Origin of the sequence: Pseudocitrobacter sp. RIT415 (assembly GCF_003057695.2) — a bacterium.
In the GTDB taxonomy this organism is placed as follows: domain Bacteria; phylum Pseudomonadota; class Gammaproteobacteria; order Enterobacterales; family Enterobacteriaceae; genus Pseudocitrobacter; species Pseudocitrobacter faecalis.
On record NZ_QBJC02000012.1, the window covers coordinates 1 to 18,063 of the forward strand.

An 18,063-nucleotide genomic window follows, 5' to 3' on the forward strand; every position below is an offset into this window, starting at 1 on the left:
TGTAAGTGTCTACCATGTCTCCGAACAAGTGTTCACTATGTCCCCGGACTGTACAGGGAGAGGGCTGGGGTGAGGGTGAAACCACCCCACCCCGCATCGTCTGCGTCACCTGCTCCTTCGCCATATTCACCGCGCTCAGTTGCCCGTTTACCGTGGGCTTGAGCGGTGCGTCTGCCTGCACTGCCCCGGTGGCGGTGAGCTGAAGGTTACCGTCGCCGCTGATGGGCAGCGCTGGCCATCCCCAGGCCTGCAACGTATTCAGCGGCACGCCGCGAGCGTCGAGGCTGACGTTCACCTGCCGTTGCGGCAACTGAGAAACCGTGGCGGTGGCGTTGAGCTTGCCTTTCTCTGTGTATGCTGCAAGTTCGCTGATATTCACCGTCGAGGCGTTTGCCGACAGCGCGAGGCTCGGACGATTGACGTCTACGCGATTAAACGTCGCCGCTGCCGCGTTGAGTTGCACATTTCCGCCCCATACGCCCCACAGGCGATTTTTCACCAGCTGTAGATTGGTGGCGCTGCCTTCCAGTGCCGTAATCTGCCACGGGAAAGCCGGGTCGATATCGATAACCAGATTGCGGCTGGCGGTGAATTTCTTCAGGGTCACACTGTTGAGCCACTCCGGCAATGCGTCCATCCACAACTGCTTCCAGTTATTGGGTAACGTGTATTCAAGGCCGATAACAGACGCATCATCCAGCGTCAGCGCCTGCCCGTTGCGCAACCAGAAACCGGACGTTCGCACCGTGCTGCCTTCCCAGCGAGTGGTAAACTGGCGCAGAGCGATGCCCTGGTCTGAGAGCTCGCCGTTGAAAATGGGGTCCAGCAGATGCAACGAGCCATAGATAAACTCGCTGGCGTTGAGGGTGATTTTGCCGTCCGTACTTTGCCAGCCCCCCTGGCTTAGGGTCAGGTTGCGCACATTCATATCGAGGTCGGTCACCGCCCAGTCCGGCCCCTGTAAACGGGCATCCACCACCTCAAGGCGGCCAATTTGCAGCGACGGAACGGTACTGAGCGGGGCGAAGAAATCGACCAATGTTTTATCACTTTGCAGACGAATATCGTTCAGGCGCAGATTTTCCACCACCCAGCTTCCGTCGGCGTTGCGGCGGGCATCGCCGGCCAGCGAGCCGCGAGCGACCTCCGCGCCAAGGCTGGTGAGCGTCACTACACCGTTGTCAATATCCCCTTCGATAACGGCGTTGCTGGTGGGTACGCCATTGAGCGTCAGGGAACCGGCATTCACCTGTAGATGCGTTTTCTTGCCCAGTACGTTGCCCGCTTCCGGCGTCCATGGCGCAATGCTGCCGTTAACCCGTTGCGCACTTAATTCCCAGCCGGTTTCCGGGCTGTTGAAAGCCATGTTATTGAGCTGCAGGCGATCGGCGGCAAAGGGAAGTGGCGCGTTAGATGGCGAGAGATTTAACGTCCCGTCTTGCAGCAGGATAGTGTCAACGTGTAGCGGGTCGGTCACCTGGCGGGTGCTCAGGCCGATGTCGACAGCTTTAGCGACCAGCGTCGCGGGTTTGCCATCGCGCCCGAAGGTCACATTTCTGAACAAGAGATGGGAAGGCGATGAGAAACGGTGATCCATCGCATCGAACGTCACCTGGTAATCGGTGTTTTCCGTGAGCCACTGACTGACTTCACGCGCGCCCCAGCGGGTTTGCAGCAGGAAGTAGAAGGCGAGAATGACCAGCAGCAGTGCGACGAGAAGCCAGAGAATCAGCTTTCCAATAAATTTCATGATCTTCCATCCTGAGAAGGGCACATAAGGCAGTTATGCACGAATTATGCGCAATGCTCAAGGTAAGAAGGGTGAAATTCGGTGTCAGCGTGTGGGGATAATGCCGGATGACGTCACCGCCATCCGGCAAAGCGGATCACTCTTTCTCTGGCGGGAAGACCAGATTCAGAACAATCGCGGTGATACCGCCAGCGGCGATACCAGAAGAGAGCAGGTTTTTCAGCCAGTCCGGGGCAAACTGAAGGATTTGCGGCTGCTGGGAAACGCCCAGGCCGATGGCCAGTGAAAGGGCAATAATCAGAATTGCGCGGCGATTCAGCGGTTCGCGGGAAACAATACGCACGCCGGATGCGGCGATGGTGCCGAACATCACAAGCGTTGCGCCGCCCAGAACCGGCTCAGGGATGTGCTGCACAAAACCGCTTACCGCCGGGAACAGACCCAGCACGATCAACATCAGCGCAACGACAAAGCCAACGTAGCGGCTGGCAACGCCGGTCAACTGAATTACGCCATTGTTCTGACCAAAGCAGGAGTTCGGGAAGGTGTTGAACACCGCAGAGACAAACGAGTTCAGGCCATTAGCCAGCACGCCGCCTTTCAGGCGCTTCATGTATACCGGGCCGGAGACCGGTTGCTCAGAGACGTCAGAAGTCGCCGTAATATCACCAATTGTTTCCAGTGAGGTGATCATAAAGACCAGCATCAGCGGTAGCAGCAGGTTCCAGTCAATCCCCAGGCCATAGTACAGCGGGGTTGGGATCATCAACAGGTCGGTGTTGGTCGGCGCGGTATTTTCCGGCAGCATCCCGAGGAACCAGGCCATCAGATAACCCGCCGCCATGGCAATGACCAGAGATGCAATACGCAGGTACGGGTTGCGCTGGCGGTTAAGAAGAATAATCAGTACCAGTACGATACCCGCCAGCAGCAGATTTTTTGGCGCGCCAAAGGTGTTGTTGCTCATCGCCGCATAACCGCCACCAATGGATGTCAGGCCAACCTGAATCAGTGACAGCCCGATAATCATGACTACCACGCCGGAAACCAGCGGCGTGATAATCCGACGCGCCAGATGCAGCACGCGCGAAAGCACCATTTCTGTACAACTCGCCAGCATCAGCGTACCAAACAGCGCCGCCATCATCGTCGGTACATCGGCACCACCGGTTTTCAGCGCGGTACCGCCCATAATCAGCGGCGCAACAAAGTTAAAGCTGGTGCCCTGAATAGACAATAGACCCGAACCCACCGGCCCCCAGGCTTTAATCTGAATGATGGACGCCACACCGGAAGCGAAGAGCGACATACTGATAATGTGCTGAGTATCCGCCGCCGGCAGACCCAGCGCCTGACAAATCAGCAGGGCAGGCGTGATCACCGCAACAAACATCGCCAGCAAGTGTTGCAGTGCGGCAAAGAGGGTTTGTGGCAGCGGCGGGCGGTCTTCTAAGCGGTAAATCAATTCGCTGTTTTGAGTGTGCGCAACCGGTTGCGCATTTTCTGACTCAAGGGTGTTGGCGGACATCAGAGGCGATCTCGTGGTGGAAAAGTGGCGATTTTATCGGACTGGTGGGTAAAAGCAAACGGTTGCTTTGGGAAGGCGTTAAAAAAATATCGGATCTTAATTTTTATCAATTATTCATTACATAAATGATTAATCGGCGTGATTAACCTTTTTCTGTCATTTTTGCGCATTTATTGATTACAATCTGCTCCCTGATCTTACGATGAGATCTCAACGACACAGGAAATACGTCGCGTATGAATGAATCATGCGTCAGGTAAGGAGCTTCAAATATGTTTCATCTCGATACGTTATCTACGCTGGTCGCGGCGACTATGGTGCTGCTGTTAGGGCGCAAACTGGTTCACTCCGTCCCCTTCTTTAAAAAATATACCATTCCAGAACCGGTCGCCGGTGGGCTGCTGGTGGCGCTGGCTCTGCTGGTGCTGAAAAAAAGCATGGGCTGGGAAATCGACTTCGATATGAGTCTGAAAGACCCGCTGATGCTGGCCTTCTTCGCCACCATTGGTCTGAACGCCAACCTCTCCAGTCTGCGAGCGGGCGGAAAAGTATTAGGCACCTTTCTGATAGTGGTGGTGGGGCTGCTGCTGATGCAGAACGCCATCGGCATTGGCATGGCGAAAATGCTGGGGCTGGATCCGCTAATGGGCTTACTGGCAGGCTCGATTACGCTCTCTGGCGGGCATGGTACCGGGGCGGCGTGGGGCAAACTGTTTACCGAACGCTACGGTTTTACCAGCGCAACGGAAGTCGCGATGGCTTGCGCAACATTTGGCCTGGTGCTGGGTGGCCTGATTGGCGGGCCCGTGGCGCGTTATCTGGTCAAACACTCTTCCTCGCCGGACGGTACACCAGAGGATCAGGAAGTGCCGACGGCGTTTGAAAAGCCGGACGTTGGGCGCGTTATCACCTCGCTGGTGTTGATTGAAACCATCGCATTGATTGCGATTTGTCTGACGGTCGGGCGAGTCGTTGCGCAACTGCTGACCGGCACCATGTTTGAATTGCCAACCTTTGTGTGCGTGCTGTTTATTGGCGTTATCCTGAGTAACGGCCTCGCGCTGGTCGGGTTTTATCGTGTCTTTGGACGTGCGGTGTCGGTGCTTGGCAACGTCAGCCTGTCACTCTTCCTGGCGATGGCCTTAATGAGCCTCAAACTGTGGGAGTTGGCTTCATTAGCGCTACCGATGTTGGCGATTCTGGGGGCACAGACGCTGGCGATGGCGCTGTACGCGATGTTCGTCACCTACCGGATGATGGGTAAAAACTACGATGCGGCGGTGCTGGCAGCAGGTCACTGCGGCTTTGGCCTGGGGGCGACGCCAACGGCGATTGCTAATATGCAGGCGATTACCGAACGTTTCGGCCCGTCGCATACGGCGTTCCTGGTGGTACCGATGGTAGGGGCGTTCTTCCTTGATATCGTCAATGCGCTGGTGATTAAGCTCTATCTGATGTTACCGATGTTTGGCTAATCAGTGCGGGGAATGTGGCGGGGGCGCTTCGCTTGCCTGCCCTACAAAGAATTGCGATCGATGTAGGGCGGGCAAGCGAAGCGCCCCCGCCATCGTTTTTTACTCGTCGTGATCTTCCCACGCCAGCGCGCGTTTCACCGCTTTTTTCCAGCCGCTGTAACGATAATTACGCTCGGTCGTTTCGATGCCCGGGCGGAATTCACGCTCAATTACCGCTTTCTCCTGCAATTCATCCAGATTCTGCCAGAAGCCTACTGCCAGGCCCGCGAGATACGCAGCACCTAACGCGGTCACTTCACGGACTTCCGGGCGCTCTACACGGGTACCCAGAATGTCTGACTGGAACTGCATCAGGAAATTATTGGCAACCGCGCCGCCATCCACGCGCAGGGCGTGCAGACGAATGCCGGAGTCAGCCTGCATCGCTTCCAGCACGTCGCGCGTTTGATATGCAATGGATTCCAGCGTGGCGCGAATAATGTGATTCGAGTTGACGCCGCGCGTCAGGCCGAAAATCGCGCCGCGCGCATACGGATCCCAGTAGGGGGCTCCAAGGCCGGTAAACGCCGGAACCACATACACACCGTTGGTATCTTTCACTTTGGTGGCGAAATACTCAGAGTCGAACGCGTCGCTGATGAGTTTCATTTCATCACGCAGCCACTGAATAGAGGCACCAGCCATAAACACCGCGCCTTCCAGCGCATAGTTCACTTCACCGCGCGGGCCACAGGCAATGGTGGTCAGCAGGCCATGCTCCGATTTCACCGCTTTTTCGCCGGTGTTCATCAGCATAAAGCAGCCGGTGCCGTAGGTGTTTTTCGCCATCCCTTCCTTCACGCACAGCTGACCGAAAAGCGCCGCCTGCTGATCGCCTGCGATCCCGGCGATCGGTATACGCGTGCCGCCTTTCCCACCGATGTTGGTCTGGCCATATACTTCGGAGGATTTGCGCACTTCCGGCAGCATAGCGCGCGGGATGTCGAGCACCTCGAGCATTTTGTCGTCCCAGTCCAGTTCATTGATGTTGAACAGCATGGTACGTGAGGCGTTGGTGTAATCAGTGACGTGCACGCGCCCCTGAGTCATTTTCCAGATAAGCCAGGTGTCGACGGTACCGAACAGCAGTTCACCACGGCGGGCGCGCTCGCGGGAACCCTCAACGTGGTCGAGGATCCACTTCACTTTGGTGCCGGAGAAGTACGGGTCAACCACCAGGCCGGTAGCTTTACGCACATACTCTTCCATACCGTCGCGTTTCAATTGTTCGCAGATATCGGCGGTACGGCGGCATTGCCAGACAATGGCGTTATAAATCGGTTTTCCGGTTTCGCGTTCCCACACCACGGTGGTTTCGCGCTGGTTGGTGATACCAATCGCGGCAATCTGATCGGAATTGATATCGGCTTTCGCCAGTACTTCAACCAGCGTGGAGCTCTGGGTTGCCCAGATTTCCATCGGGTCGTGCTCGACCCAGCCTGGCTTAGGATAAATTTGTTCAAATTCGCGCTGTGAAACACTGATGATATTGGCGTCGTGATCCATTACCACGGCGCGGGAACTGGTAGTGCCCTGGTCGAGCGCAACGATATATTTTTTGTCAGTCATAATGCGTGTTCCATAGTCAGATTACAGCGAAGCATTGTGTTGAGCGCTACCGGAGGTGGTGTCTTTTTCTTCAACCACACAGGTATCACACGGCAAATGGCGGCCAATCAGTTTGCGATAGCTGAATGCACCCAGCGCCGCGCCCACCACGGGTGCGAACATCGGCACCACGAAATAAGGAATATCTTTGCCGCCCGTGAAGGCGACGTCGCCCCAGCCCGCCAGCCAGGCGAACGTTTTTGGCCCAATATCACGTGCCGGGTTCATCGCAAAGCCGGTCAGCGGCCCCATGGATGCACCAATAACGGCGATCAACAGGCCAATCAGCAGCGGTGCCAGCGGCCCGCGTGGAATGCCGTTGCCATCATCGCCCAGCGCCATGATGACGCCCATCAGGATAGCGGTTATCACCATTTCTACCGCGAAGGCCTGCACAAAATTGATATGTGGGTTCGGGTAAGTGGAGAATATTCCAGCAAGATCAAGACTTTCTACGCTGCCGCGCACCATATGATGGGTTAATTCGTAATCGTAGAACAGGTTGTAATAAAGCCCGTAAACCAACGCCGCTGCGCAAAACGCGCCGGCAAACTGAGAAAGGATGAAAGGGACCACTTTACGGCGTTCGAAACAGGCGAACAGCCACAGCGCAACGGTGACCGCCGGGTTAAGATGTGCGCCGGAAACCCCTGCGGTCAGGTAGATGGCCATCGCCACGCCCAGACCCCAGATAATACTGATTTCCCACTGACCAAAGCTGGCCCCTGCGACTTTTAATGCCGCAACACATCCTACGCCGAAAAAGATCAACAGCCCGGTACCAAGAAACTCTGCAATGCACTGGCCTTTTAGGGTTGAAGTTTGGCTCATAATCGGTTCCTGAAGACAGTTTACTAGTTATTGTGTCGTGGTGGTCGAAGACACCCACGCTGCCATGTAGGCATCGTGTTAATTTATCGTTAACGAACATAAACGAGAAATATCGAAATCAAAATGTGTGTACTACGTCATAAAATGAGCGATTTCGCGCCAGATTGTGTCTCTTTACGGAACTAAAAAAAGAGAGCTGAATCATTTCATTCACTTCTCGTGTTAACAAATAAGGGGTAAATGCGCCGAAAGCTCCAGGTCTAGACTGAAAATTGTTGCAAACCGCAATCTACGTGCCCTGGCGCTGGACAGGGGGAGCGGGGCTCCATACAATCGAAGGTCAGAAGTGCGCATATTTTCGTTAAGGCGTCGCCGGGTTCCCGGGACGATATCAACGCCTTGCAAGATCAGGAGAGGTATGACGATGTCATTAGAAGTATTTGAGAAACTGGAAGCAAAAGTTCAGCAGGCGATTGATACCATCACCCTGTTGCAGATGGAAATCGAAGAACTGAAAGAGAAGAATAACGCGCTGGCGCAGGACGTTCAGTCTGCACAGCACAGCCGTGAAGAGCTGGAACGCGAAAACAACCAGCTGAAAGAACAGCAGAATGGCTGGCAGGATCGTCTGCAGGCGCTGCTGGGCCGTATGGAAGAAGTGTAATCTTCCACTGAGTTTGCTGCCTTCATCGGGCGTTATGCCAGGAAGGCAGCGACTTCTCTTCGCGTTATTTCCCCGCCGTATATTTCAAAATCACATAATCAATCTTTTTTTATTCTTTAATGTTCAATTTGCTTTCTGGCACGCTAGCCTTATCAACGACACAACATAAGAGAGCGGGCGATGAACAAGTGGGGCGTGGGTTTAACTCTTTTGCTGGCTTCCACCAGCGTACTGGCTAAGGATATTCAATTACTTAACGTTTCTTACGATCCGACGCGCGAACTGTACGATCAGTACAATAAAGCCTTCAGCGCGCACTGGAAAAAAGAAACGGGTGATAACGTGGTGATTCGTCAGTCCCATGGCGGTTCCGGTAAACAGGCGACATCGGTTATCAACGGTATCGAAGCTGACGTGGTGACGCTGGCGCTGGCCTATGACGTTGACGCGATCGCAGAGCGTGGCCGCATCGATAAAAACTGGATTAAACGCCTGCCGGATAACTCCGCGCCGTACACCTCCACCATCGTTTTCCTGGTACGTAAAGGCAATCCAAAACAAATTCATGACTGGAACGACCTGGTGAAACCGGGTGTGTCTGTCATCACCCCGAACCCGAAAAGCTCTGGCGGCGCACGCTGGAACTACCTTGCTGCATGGGGTTATGCGTTGCACCACAATAATGGAGACCAGGCCAAAGCCCAGGAATTCGTCAAATCACTGTTCAAAAACGTTGAAGTGCTCGATTCCGGCGCGCGTGGCGCAACGAATACCTTCGTTGAGCGCGGCATTGGCGATGTGCTGATTGCGTGGGAGAACGAAGCGCTGCTGGCGGCAAATGAGCTGGGTAAAGATAAATTCGAAATCGTCACGCCGAGTGAGTCGATTCTGGCAGAGCCAACCGTTTCTGTGGTCGACAAAGTGGTTGAGAAAAAAGGCACTAAAGAAGTGGCGGAAGCCTATCTGAAGTACCTCTACTCGCCAGAGGGTCAGGAGATCGCGGCGAAAAACTTCTATCGTCCACGCGATCCGGAAGTGGCGAAAAAATATGAAAGCGCGTTCCCGAAACTGAAGTTGTTCACTATCGACGAAGAGTTTGGCGGTTGGACGAAAGCACAGCAGACACACTTCTCTAACGGCGGTACCTTTGACCAGATTAGCAAACGTTAATCGCGGTTGAATGAAGATGGCCCGGTAATCATACCGGGCTTTTTTATTTGTCACGATTATGCGGTACCCTTGCCAGTCATCGAAATACAGGGAACGCACAATGAAAAAAGCTGGCTATCTTATTCTGGCGATAATCGTCATTGCTCTCGCCGCAGGCGCGGCCTGGTGGAAATGGGCCGGAAACCCGAATGCGCTGCGCAACATCGTTCTCGAACAATGTCTTCCAAATCAGTTACAACACCAGCAGCCCGCGCCGTGTGCCGATGTGAAACCGGATGCCGGATACGTGGTGTTCAAGGATCGCAACGGCCCGCTGCAATATCTTCTCATGCCCACTTACCGTATCAACGGCACGGAAAGCCCGATGCTGCTGGAGCCTTATACGCCAAACTTTTTCTGGCTGGCCTGGCAGGCGCGCAGCTTTATGAGCCAGAAATATGGCAAAGAGATCCCGGATAGCGCCGTATCACTGGCGATTAACTCACGAAGCGGACGGACGCAAAATCACTTCCACATTCACATCTCCTGCCTGCGCACGGATGTTCGTCATCAGCTGGATACCAATATGGCGAAAATCAGTACTCGCTGGCTGCCGTTGCCGGGAGGCCTGCGTGGCAAAGAATATCTGGCGCGTCGGGTCACTGAAAGTGAAATGGTGAAAACCAGCCCGTTTATGATGCTGGCGGAAGAGGTTCCAGAAGCGCGCGACCATATGGGAAGCTATGCGCTGGCGATGGTACGTTTGAGCGACGAAAGCTTTGTTCTTCTGGCGACGCAGCGTAATTTATTGGCGCTGAACCGCGCGTCTGCCGAGGAAATTCAGGATCATCAATGTGATATTCTGAAGTAACCCTACCGGTTCTGGCGTTTACCTGATTCTTCTGCCGTCGTATTCTTGCTGAAAAAAACGACAGGAGTCAGGTATGGCGCTCTGGTTTTCACACCCTCTGTTCCTTCCATCGCTGATTGTTGGCATCACTATCCTCCTCTGGGCGACTTCTCTGCTGCCTGAATTTATCACCGCGCTTTTATTCTTTACCGTTGCGATGGCGGCAAAAATCGCCCCGCCGGAGGTGATTTTTGGCGGCTTTGCGTCATCGGCTTTCTGGCTGGTATTCAGCGGCTTTGTGCTTGGCGTGGCGATCCGCAAAACGGGGCTTGCCGACCGGGCGGCGAGGGCGCTCTCGGCAAGGCTCACTGATTCGTGGCTGCGCATGGTGGCGAGCGTGGTGCTGCTGAGCTATGCGCTGGCATTTGTGATGCCATCCAATATGGGGCGAATCGCGCTACTGATGCCGATTGTCGCGGCGATGGCCTCTCGTGCGGGTATTAAAGAGGGCACTCGTCCCTGGTACGGACTGGCGCTGGCGGTGGGTTTCGGCACATTTCAGCTTTCTGCGACCATTCTGCCTGCTAACGTACCCAACCTGGTGATGAGCGGCGCGGCGGAAGGCGCGTGGGGCATTCATCTGAACTATCTACCCTATCTGTTGCTGCATACGCCGGTGCTCGGCTGGTTGAAAGGCGCACTGCTTATCGGGCTGATTTGCTGGCTATTCCCCGGAAAACCGCAGCCGCCGAAATCGGTACAGGCGGCGCCGCCTATGAGCGCGGCAGAGAAGCGCCTGGCCTGGCTGCTGGCGATAGTGTTAACTCTGTGGGTAACGGAGAGCTGGCATGGCATCGGCCCGGCGTGGACGGGGCTGGCGGCGGCGTGCGTAACGTTGCTGCCGCGCGTCGGGTTTATCAACGGCGAAGAGTTTTCGGCAGGGGTGAATATTCGCACCTGTATCTATGTGGCAGGTATTCTGGGGCTGGCTATCACCGTCACCCAGACAGGGATTGGCGATGCGGTAGGCGAAGCGCTGCTACGCGTGATGCCGCTTGACCCTGAACGCCCGTTCACCAGCTTTGTCGCGCTGACGGGGATCACGACCGCGCTCAACTTCATCATGACCGCCAACGGTGTGCCGGCACTCTACACTACCTTTGCGCAAAGTTTTGCCGAGGCGACAAACTTCCCGCTGTTGAGCGTCATCATGATTCAGGTGCTGGGGTATTCAACGCCGCTGCTGCCGTATCAGGCGTCGCCGATTGTGGTGGCGATGGCGTTAGGAAAAGTGCCTGCAAGAGCGGGGGTGATGCTGTGTCTGGCGCTGGCGGCGGCGAGTTATCTGCTGCTGTTGCCGCTGGATTATCTTTGGTATCAGGTGTTGGGGAAGTTGTGAGTTGTTGCCCTCACCGAAAACCGCGCCGGGCGGTTCCCTCTCCTTGCGGGAGAGGGTTAGGGTGAGGGGATTACAACATTAAGCCTGTTTAGCCGCTTCTGCTGCTTTAACGATCACCGCGAAAGCGTCTGCTTTCAGGGATGCACCGCCAACCAGCGCGCCGTCGATGTCCGGCTGGGTGAACAGTTCTGCTGCGTTGCCAGCGTTAACGGAACCGCCGTACTGGATGATGACCTGTTCAGCGATTTTCGCGTCAGCTTTAGCAATGTGGTCACGAATGAATTTGTGAACAGCCTGAGCCTGAGCCGGAGTAGCGGATTTGCCAGTACCGATTGCCCATACGGGTTCGTAAGCGATAACGACGCCTTCGAATGCCGCAGCGCCCTGAGTTTTCAGGACTGCATCGATCTGACGTGCGCACACTTCTTCCGTTTTGCCCGCTTCGTTTTCTGCTTCGGTTTCACCGATGCACAGAACCGGAGTCAGACCTTGCTCTTTCAGCACAGCGAATTTTTTCGCGATCAGTTCGTCAGACTCTTTGTGGTAGGTACGACGCTCAGAGTGACCGATAATGATGTACTGTGCGCCAATGTCTTTCAGCATGGCAGCAGACGTTTCACCGGTGAACGCGCCAGACAGGTTCAGGTCAACGTTCTGCGCGCCCAGCATGATGTGGCTGCCTTCAGCTTCACGTTTCGCCATATCGATGTACAGTTCCGGCGGCGCGATCGCTACGTCGCAGCCTGCAACGCCTGCCAGTTCTTTACGCAGGTTAGAAAGCAGTTCGTGAACCATGTGGCGGCTGCCGTTCAGTTTCCAGTTACCCATCACTAATGGATGTCGCATTTTAATTCTCCACGCTTGTTAGCGAATTAAGGAATATGGCCGCCCGAGTGGGCGGCATGGTCTGTGAATCAGTATAGAGAGTGTTCATCCTGAAGGCTTTGCTTTTTATCATTTATTCGCCTACTTCAAGATTTTCAGATAGCGCCAGCTTAATCGGTTCAACAGCGAAGGTCAGCCCTTTTTCGCCATTATCTGCGACAACATAACGAATTGCGCCCTCGCTGGTGGTGAAGTAATGCTTTCCTTTGCCCTGTGTAAGCAGCTTTTGCAGTTTCTGCTGGCTTTGCGCTTTGGTGAGCGTGGGGGTGAACAGACGCAGCAGCGCCGTCATGTACTCCAGCGCTTTCGCTTTCGCCGCTTTTTGTTCAGGGCCCGGAATGGGCAGCCAGGTTATCTGCATCGACTTGATTTTCAGCGTTCCGCGTTCGAGCGCGGTGGACGCATACAGATTCTCGTTAATTTTGCTCGCTGCGCGCGTCAGGTTCATCTTGTCGCGACTGGAAGAAATCGAGCGGAACTCACTGAGGGGCAGCGACGGGTTATCGATATTAAACCTTTCGCGAAACTGGCTGATGGAGAGATCGAACGTCGGCGCGCCGGAGAGTAAATAGGGCGCGGTGGTATCCGGCGACTCAACGGCAAACGCGAAGCGGCCAGCGCTCAGGGCGATGACGCCTGCAAGACACACAGAGATCCACTTCTTCATGTTTGTCGCTCTCCTATTCTCCAGCAGACGATTAAAACGGGAACGGCCTCGCTTGTCAAAAAGAGCGCGTTTCAGGGTACACTACGCCGCATGATGAGAATAAGGAATCAGACATGACCCTACAGCAATGGTTGTTTTCAATTAAGGGCCGCATTGGTCGCCGCGATTTCTGGATCTGGATGGGGATCTGGCTGCTGGCGATGGTGATTCTGTTTACGCTTGCCGGCGGTGAAATGCTCAGTATTCAGACTGCGGCGTTTATCCTGGTTTGCCTGCTGTGGCCAACGGCGGCGGTCACGGTAAAACGTCTGCACGATCGCGGTAAATCAGGCATCTGGGCTTTGCTGATGGTGCTGGCGTGGATGCTCCTGGCGGGTAACTGGGCGATGCTGCCGGGCGTCTGGCAGTGGGGCGTGGGGCGATTTATTCCGACGCTGATTATCGTGATGATGCTCATTGACCTGGGCGCGTTTGTCGGCACCCAGGGGGAAAACAAGTACGGTAAAGACACGCAGGACGTGAAATACCGCTGATTACCAGTAATGTTCCGCCGTCATATGGCCTGGGCGGCGGCGCAGATGTTTGGTCATCTGGCGGGTATCTTTCAGCAACTGCTGGGTATCGCGCACCATCTGTGGATTTCCGCACAGCATCACGTGGCTGGTTTCGGCGTTCATTGGCAGGCCAACCGCCTCTTCCAGCGCACCACTTTCGATCAGTGCGGGCACGCGTCCGGTCAGGGAATCCGCCACCGTTTCGCGGCTGACAACGGTTTTAATGCGCAACTTCCCTTCGTAGCGTTTCTCCAGTTCCTGCATCAACGGCAAATAACTTAGGTCTGCGGCAAAGCGCGCGGCGTGAACCAGTACGATATTCTTAAAACGCTCTAAATCTTTCCCTTCCTGCAAAATCGACAGATACGGGCCAATCGCCGTGCCGGTCGCCAGCATCCACAGGGTTTCGCAGTCTGGCACTTCATCGAGCACAAAGAACCCAGCCGCTTCGCTGACAATCTGCACATCATCACCCGGCTTCAGTGCGGCGAGGCGCGGGCTCAGTTTTCCCTCCGGTACAGTGACCAGATAGAACTCAAGATCGGGATTGCTGGGGGCGTTAACGTAGGAGTACGCGCGCTGCACGCGCTCGCCGTCAACATCCAGACCCAGCTTGGCGAACTGCCCGGCGGTGAAGGGATTAACGGGGGCGTGAACGGTGAGGCTAAACAGTGCATCGGTCCAGAAATGCACCTTTGTGACTTTACCTGTTACCCAATCGGCCATGATCGTCTCCTCTGCGCGTTGTTACCCTATCTTCGCTGTGTCAGGAGAAGATTTCCAGCCCCGCGGGGCCGGAAAGCTCAATTGAACAAATGATTTACAGGATGTGATTCTGGATCTCAGGGTCTTTGCGATCGAGATAATGAATCGACTGAATGCGGCGAATGGTGCGTGATTTTCCGCGAATCAGCAGCGTTTCGGTGGTGGCGATATTGCCTTTGCGGCTGATGCCGTCCAGCAGGTCGCCTTTGGTGATCCCGGTGGCGGAGAAGATAACGTTATCGCTGCGCGCCATATCATCCAGCGTCAGCACTTTCCCGGCTTCGATACCCATCTCATGACAACGGCGCAGTTCGTCCTCACCAATACGGCGATTCTCTTCGCTATCGCCTTTGACGTGATGACGCGCCAGCAGGCGGCCATGCATATCGCCATCCAGCGCGCGGATCACTGCCGCAGAGACCACGCCTTCCGGTGCGCCGCCGATACCGTAAAGAACATCAACTTCGCTGTCCGGCATACAGGTCAGAATGGACGCCGCGACATCACCATCAGGAATGGCGAACACGCGCACGCCCAGTTTTTGCAACTCGGCAATCACCGCATCGTGGCGTGGTTTCGCCAGAATGGTGACCGTCAGCGCTTCAAAAGGCTTATTCAAAGCGCTTGCGATATTGCGCAGGTTTTCTTCCAGCGACTTGTTGAGGTCGATAACACCTTTTGCGCCCGGCCCGACAATCAGCTTTTCCATGTACATATCCGGCGCGTTCAGGAAGCAGCCTTTATCGCCTACCGCCAGCACTGCCAGCGCGTTTGCCTGGCCCATCGCGGTCATACGGGTGCCTTCAATCGGATCGACGGCGATATCTACCGCGTCGCCTTTGCCTGTGCCGACGTTTTCGCCGATGTAGAGCATCGGCGCTTCATCAATTTCGCCCTCGCCGATCACGATGGTGCCATCAATGTTGACCTTGTTGAGCATGATGCGCATCGCATTTACTGCCGCGCCATCCGCGACATTTTTATCGCCCCGGCCCAGCCATTTGTAACCTGCCAGCGCCGCCGCTTCCGTGACGCGCGAAAATTCGATAGCCAGTTCTCGTCTCATAGCAAACTCGTTAGTAAATGAATGGCACGCAGCGAAAGCGCTTGAGTCGTGTGTTCGCTACGCGTTGGAATAACGTTCGGTCTCTGGCATCCAGCGTTCAATCAGCGCGGTGGCCTGTTGTGGATAACGTTCATGAACGTGGCGGGCGATGCGCTGAACTTCGGGGATCATCGCCTGATCACGCAATAAATCTGCCACTTTGAATTCAGCATTACCCGTCTGGCGCGTACCGAGCAGTTCGCCGGGGCCACGAATTTCGAGGTCTTTTTGTGCAATTACAAAGCCGTCGTTGCTGTCGCGCAGCACCTGTAGACGCATCTGCGCCGTTTTGGAAAGCGGCGATTTGTAGAGCAATACACAGTGAGAAGCCACTGCGCCACGGCCCACGCGGCCACGAAGCTGGTGCAGTTGCGCAAGACCCAGGCGCTCCGGGTTTTCAATAATCATCAGACTGGCGTTGGGCACATCGACGCCCACTTCAATTACCGTGGTGGCAATCAGCAGATGCAGTTCGCCTTGCTTGAAGGATTGCATTACCGCCTGTTTTTCTGCAGGTTTCATACGCCCGTGAACGAGGCCGACGTTCAGTTCCGACAGCGCCAGCTTTAATTCTTCCCACGTGGCTTCTGCCGCCTGCGCTTCCAGCAGCTCCGACTCTTCAATCAGCGTACAGACCCAATAAGCCTGACGTCCCTCTTCGGTGCAGGCGTGACGCACACGATTAATGATATCGCTGCGGCGCGTGTCCGGAATCGCGACGGTTGTGACCGGCGTGCGGCCTGGCGGCAGTTCGTCGATCACCGAGGTATCGAGATCGGCATAGGCAGTCATCGCCAGCGTTCGTGGAATTGGCGTCGCGGTCATAATTAGCTGATGCGGATGGAAGCCCTGCTGCTGGCCTTTCTCCCACAGCGCCAGACGCTGGTGGACGCCAAAGCGGTGCTGTTCATCGATAATCACCAGGGCGAGGCCGTTAAACTGCACCTGCTCCTGGAAAATGGCATGGGTGCCGACAATCATCTGTACCAGGCCGCTGGCAATGGCTTCCTGCTGCGCCTGACGCGCTTTGCCTTTCTGTTTCCCGGCGAGCCAGCCCACTTCGATACCGAGCGGTTCAAACCAGTTGCGGAAGTTATTGGCGTGCTGCTCGGCAAGCAGTTCGGTTGGTGCCATCAGCGCCACCTGCTTGCCGTGGGCAATCGCCCTCAATGCTGCCAGTGCGGCAACCAGCGTTTTGCCTGAGCCCACATCGCCCTGCACCAGACGCATCATCGGCACGTCGAGGGCCATATCGCGTTCAATTTCAGCCACCACGCGGGTTTGCGCCCCGGTGGGTTTGAACGGCAGCGAATCGAGAAACTGATTTTTTAGCTCACCCTGTGCACTCAGCGGCAGGGCATGGTAGCGTTGCGCCCCGGCGCGGAGCGCCAGCATGCTCAGGTTATGGGCGAGTAACTCTTCCAGAATTAAGCGTCGCTGGGCCGGATGCTTGCCGGTTTCCAGGTCGCTGAGTTGTAGCGATGGCGGTGGGCGATGCAAGGTGCGCAGCGCTTCCGGCAGGCTCATCATGCCGGAGGCCAATTCTGGCGGCAGTAGCTCGGCAATGGCGCAGGTATCGAGGAGATCCAACGCCTGGTCGGTTAGCTTGCGCAGCGTCGCCTGCTTAATCCCTTCGGTGGTTGGATAAACCGGCGTGAGCGTCTCCTGCAATTCCGGTGCGCTCAAATCGCCCTGCACGCGATATTCCGGGTGGATCATCTCCGCGCCAAATTTACCGCGCTTCGCTTCACCGTAGGCCAGCACGCGACGCCCGGTTGCAAGGCTGTTTTTCATTGCCGCGTTGAAGTTGAAAAAGCGCATGGTGAGGATGCCCGTGCCGTCGCTAATCTGGCAGGTCATCATTCGGCGGCCGCCGAACGTAATGTTTGAGTTGAGAACTTCGCCTTCTACCGTGGCATAGATACCGGGCAGTAGTTCGCCAATAGGATAGAGTTGAGTGCGGTCTTCGTAGCGCAACGGCAGGTGAAGCAGTAAATCCTGCACCGTATGCAGGCCAATTTTGGCGAGCTTCTGACTTTGCGCTGCGCCAACACCCGTTAGCGAACTGAGTGGAACAGCATCTAACAGGCGACCTTGCATGGATTACCTCGTGGCCTGCATGGTGGCCCACCAGGTCTCGTCGGCTTCGATTTCACCGCGATCGTTGACGTGCGGGTAGGGGAGGCCTTTGCGCTTCGCGACATTTGCTAGCACCGGATAACCGCCTTCAAAAAGCAGGCGCTGTTGTTCGTCGTCCGGCAGCATACTGTTTTCACGTTGATACATACCGGCGTTCTGCCGCTGGCGCTGTGCTTCATACAGAATGAGCGCCGAGGCCACGGAGACGTTGAGCGACTGCACCATCCCGATCATCGGAATAATAATATCCTGGTCTGCGAGTGCTAACGCTTCCTGAGTGATGCCGGTTTTCTCCTGACCCATTAAAATACAGGTCGGGCGGGTATAATCGATTTCGCGAAAATCAACGGCTTTATCAGAAAGATGGGTCGCCAGAACCTGCATGCCGCGCCCTTTAAGATGCGAAACGGCCTCGCCAATCGTCGGGTGCGTTTTTACCTGCACCCAACTGTTGCTGCCCGCCGCTGCAGAGGCCATGGTGCGCATGCGGCTACCCGGCCAGACGGCGTGCACTTCATGTACGCCAACAGCATCTGCGGTACGAATGATCGCAGAAACGTTATGGGGTTTGTGGACCTGCTCCATACAGACGGTCAGATCAGGCTGCCGTCTGGCAAGCATCTCGCAAATTCGCGCATAACGCTGTGCATTCATA

At 55.6% G+C, this 18,063-nt stretch carries 16 protein-coding genes; 6 read left to right on the plus strand and 10 right to left on the minus strand.

Translation table 11 applies throughout. The features are described from left to right. Together DBY68_RS13135 and DBY68_RS13140 are read right to left on the minus strand one after the other, a co-directional pair. The coding region (locus DBY68_RS13135; protein ID WP_233503889.1) for an AsmA family protein at positions 1-1,750 on the minus strand (1,750 nt) is incomplete at its 3' end. Between the two features lie 136 nt (positions 1,751-1,886). After that, positions 1,887-3,278 carry a uracil-xanthine permease family protein gene (locus tag DBY68_RS13140; protein WP_015343983.1) on the minus strand — a complete coding sequence of 464 codons (1,392 nt, stop codon included), beginning with the start codon at positions 3,276-3,278 and terminating at the stop codon, positions 1,887-1,889. 272 nt (positions 3,279-3,550) lie between these two features. Between DBY68_RS13140 and gltS the strand changes: the two genes are divergently transcribed. Continuing rightward, positions 3,551-4,753: a sodium/glutamate symporter gene (gene gltS / locus DBY68_RS13145; RefSeq protein ID WP_108476557.1), complete on the plus strand. Its 1,203-nt coding sequence runs from the start codon at positions 3,551-3,553 to the stop codon at positions 4,751-4,753. Positions 4,754-4,852: 99 nt separating this feature from the next. Here gltS and glpK read toward each other — a convergent pair whose 3' ends face one another. Both glpK and DBY68_RS13155 read right to left on the minus strand, forming a co-directional pair. Beyond that, positions 4,853-6,361: a glycerol kinase GlpK gene (glpK, locus tag DBY68_RS13150; protein WP_108476556.1), complete on the minus strand. Its 1,509-nt coding sequence runs from the start codon at positions 6,359-6,361 to the stop codon at positions 4,853-4,855. Positions 6,362-6,382: 21 nt separating this feature from the next. Next, a complete protein-coding gene (locus tag DBY68_RS13155; RefSeq protein WP_108476555.1) occupies positions 6,383-7,231 on the minus strand; it encodes an MIP/aquaporin family protein in 849 nt (282 codons plus the stop codon). A 418-nt stretch (positions 7,232-7,649) separates the two neighbouring features. On the opposite strand from DBY68_RS13155, the gene zapB reads away from it, so the two are divergent. From zapB to DBY68_RS13175, 4 genes are all read left to right on the plus strand, one after another. Further along, positions 7,650-7,895, plus strand: a complete 246-nt coding sequence (zapB, locus tag DBY68_RS13160) for a septal ring assembly protein ZapB (RefSeq protein WP_108476554.1) — start codon at positions 7,650-7,652, stop codon at positions 7,893-7,895. Between the two features lie 180 nt (positions 7,896-8,075). Further along, complete coding sequence (locus tag DBY68_RS13165) at positions 8,076-9,065, plus strand: sulfate ABC transporter substrate-binding protein (protein ID WP_108476553.1); 990 nt, start codon at positions 8,076-8,078, stop codon at positions 9,063-9,065. 100 nt (positions 9,066-9,165) lie between these two features. Beyond that, a complete protein-coding gene (locus DBY68_RS13170; protein WP_108476552.1) occupies positions 9,166-9,915 on the plus strand; it encodes a CDP-diacylglycerol diphosphatase in 750 nt (249 codons plus the stop codon). Positions 9,916-9,988: 73 nt separating this feature from the next. Continuing rightward, positions 9,989-11,293 (plus strand): SLC13 family permease, encoded by a 1,305-nt coding sequence (locus DBY68_RS13175; RefSeq protein ID WP_108476551.1) that lies wholly within the window; start codon positions 9,989-9,991, stop codon positions 11,291-11,293. Between the two features lie 78 nt (positions 11,294-11,371). Here the strand turns inward: DBY68_RS13175 and tpiA are convergent, their stop codons facing one another. Both tpiA and DBY68_RS13185 read right to left on the minus strand, forming a co-directional pair. Then, positions 11,372-12,139, minus strand: coding sequence for a triose-phosphate isomerase (gene tpiA, locus DBY68_RS13180; protein ID WP_108476550.1), 768 nt, complete (start codon positions 12,137-12,139; stop codon positions 11,372-11,374). Between the two features lie 112 nt (positions 12,140-12,251). Further along, the gene (locus DBY68_RS13185; protein ID WP_108476549.1) at positions 12,252-12,845 is read right to left on the minus strand and encodes a YiiQ family protein; all 594 of its coding nucleotides are present in this window, start codon (positions 12,843-12,845) and stop codon (positions 12,252-12,254) included. Between the two features lie 113 nt (positions 12,846-12,958). On the opposite strand from DBY68_RS13185, the gene DBY68_RS13190 reads away from it, so the two are divergent. After that, on the plus strand, positions 12,959-13,378 hold the full coding sequence (locus tag DBY68_RS13190; RefSeq protein WP_015343994.1) for a DUF805 domain-containing protein: 420 nt from the start codon (positions 12,959-12,961) through the stop codon (positions 13,376-13,378). On the opposite strand, the gene fpr is transcribed toward DBY68_RS13190, so the two are convergent. From fpr to trmH, 4 genes are all read right to left on the minus strand, one after another. Continuing rightward, positions 13,379-14,125, minus strand: a complete 747-nt coding sequence (gene fpr, locus DBY68_RS13195; protein WP_108476548.1) for a ferredoxin--NADP(+) reductase — start codon at positions 14,123-14,125, stop codon at positions 13,379-13,381. It abuts the gene before it with no gap. Positions 14,126-14,219: 94 nt separating this feature from the next. Further along, positions 14,220-15,230 (minus strand): class II fructose-bisphosphatase, encoded by a 1,011-nt coding sequence (gene glpX / locus DBY68_RS13200; RefSeq protein ID WP_108476547.1) that lies wholly within the window; start codon positions 15,228-15,230, stop codon positions 14,220-14,222. Positions 15,231-15,287: 57 nt separating this feature from the next. Continuing rightward, positions 15,288-17,369: an ATP-dependent DNA helicase RecG gene (recG, locus tag DBY68_RS13205; RefSeq protein ID WP_108476546.1), complete on the minus strand. Its 2,082-nt coding sequence runs from the start codon at positions 17,367-17,369 to the stop codon at positions 15,288-15,290. A 3-nt stretch (positions 17,370-17,372) separates the two neighbouring features. Beyond that, positions 17,373-18,062: a tRNA (guanosine(18)-2'-O)-methyltransferase TrmH gene (trmH, locus tag DBY68_RS13210; protein WP_108476545.1), complete on the minus strand. Its 690-nt coding sequence runs from the start codon at positions 18,060-18,062 to the stop codon at positions 17,373-17,375. Position 18,063 lies beyond the last annotated feature (1 nt).